Origin of the sequence: Streptomyces sp. MZ04 (genome assembly GCF_004684775.1) — a bacterium.
In the GTDB taxonomy this organism is placed as follows: domain Bacteria; phylum Actinomycetota; class Actinomycetes; order Streptomycetales; family Streptomycetaceae; genus Streptomyces.
Map to the genome: position 1 here is coordinate 1 of NZ_SRIC01000546.1, position 1768 is coordinate 1768.

Here is a 1768-nt window from a genome sequence, read left to right on the forward strand (position 1 = left end):
GGCTAGCGGGGTCTCGAGGGCTAGCGGGGTCTCGGGGGCCAGTTGCCGGCCGGGGGCCTCACCGGGCTTACGACACCCGGACCGCCCTCACCCAGATCCCGTCCTCCGTCAGATACGTGTCCACCTTCAGGCCCGCCTCCGCCAGGGCCTCCTCGAACTGCTCCTTCGTCAGGGGGCGGGCGAGGAACGTCTGGGTCCAGTGGGCGTCCGGGAAGATGTACTCCGCGTGCACTCGGTTCACACCATCGCCGACCGGGTCCGCCGACACGATCCGTACGGTGTAGCCGCCCGGGTCGACCCGCTCCCGCGGCAGGTTCGTGTGATAGTCCATGCCCTCCCGCTGGATCAGGACGCAGCCGTCGTCCGCCACATGCTTCCGGCACGTCTCCAACATGCCGCGCCGCACCGCCAGGTCGCCTTCGTGCACGAGGAACGAGCCGAGCATCACCACGTCGAATCGCTCGCCCAGGTCGAGCGACTCGATCGCGCTGCGCACCGTGCGGACCACACCGCCGGGTCCTTCGGTCCCGGCGAGCGCCTCGACCTTCTCCAGCATCTCGGCCGACTCGTCCACCGCCGTCACCCGGAAACCCCGCTCGATCAGCGGCCGGGTCACCCGCCCCGCCCCGCTGCCCAGTTCCAGAATGTGCGCCCCGGCCGGCACGGCGGCCTCGATGACGTCCGGTTCGTCCCCGACGGACAGCCGGGCGTACAGATCCACCGCGCAGCCGTCCGGCGTGATCGTTCCGGGGCCCGTTCCCTCGTGTCCCTCACGCATCTCAGCAGTCATGACCCGTCAACGAAGCGTCCCGCAGGCCCGTTCCCCCCTCATGCTCCTGTCGCCTCGGCTACAGCGGGAACCAGCCATGCCCGCCGTACCAATGACCTCCCGCCCGCAGATGGTCCCCCACCGCCCGCTCCACCCTTGTCCGCCTGGGCAGTTCGGCCACGGGCAGGCCCCGGTCGCCGAAGACGAAGGCTATGGGGGCGTCGTCGTCCGGCTCCTCCTCATACCCCCGCGCCACGCGGAATCGCTCCTGGAAGTGGACGATGTTCGCCTCCGGGGGCAGATACCGCTTCAGCTGTGGATCGAGCAGCCAGGAGTGGCAGACAGCTGTCTCATACCGCTCCTCCGGGAAGTGGCGCGCGAAGAACTCCCGTGCCAGCGCCAGCGACCGGTCGCACGCTTCCGGAGTCAGCGGCCCCCGGAAGTCGGTGATGTGGAGGTTGAGGCAAGGGTCGCCCGGGCCCGCCGCGTGCCCGGCGGCGGATGTCACCGAGCCCATGCGCGCCCCGAGCACGGCGCGCTGGAACTGCAGGCGGCCCAACTGATAGAGCTCGCCCCGGAAATGCAGGCTGTTCCACCCCGGCACCACGAGGCCGCGGCCGCCGTGCGCCCTGCGGTGCACCGCCAGATGCCGGCCGAGGTCGGCGAGGGTGCGGCGCGAGACGTCGTCGGGGATGCCGCGGCCGCGGTGGTATGCGCGGACCCGGGGCCGCGCCGCCACGTACACGAAAACGAAGAAGCAGCGTCCGGGCTCCCCCAACTCCTCGGGCAGCACCGGGATCCGGGGCCCCGCCCCGGGCCTGCCCATGTCCCGCACGAGCGCCTCGACGCAGCGGTCGAGCAGCCATCGCGCGTCGGGATCCTCGACGAGCCGCCCGCGCAGCTCGACGAGGCCGTTGATGTCCTCGTGCCCGACGGCCAGGTCGAGGAGGACCTCCGCCAGGTCGTCGGCGTCCGGAAGCACCGCGCCCGCCCCCGGCG

General features: G+C 71.8%; 2 protein-coding genes. Both read right to left on the minus strand.

Features of this window, described 5'->3' with window-relative positions; all coding sequences use genetic code 11:
- Positions 1–67 precede the first annotated feature (67 nt).
- Entirely contained in the window at positions 68–790 is a 723-nt protein-coding gene (locus E2651_RS42995) for a class I SAM-dependent methyltransferase (protein ID WP_245239558.1), read from the minus strand.
- Between the two features lie 58 nt (positions 791–848).
- Positions 849–1768 (minus strand): acyltransferase domain-containing protein (locus tag E2651_RS43000; protein ID WP_348541710.1); only part of this gene is annotated, 920 nt, incomplete at its 5' end.

Bases quoted from the DNA above. Each gene is read 5' to 3' on its own strand.
- E2651_RS42995 (WP_245239558.1), bottom strand. From the start codon at position 790: ATGACTGCTGAGATGCGTGAGGGACACGAGGGAACGGGCCCCGGAACG.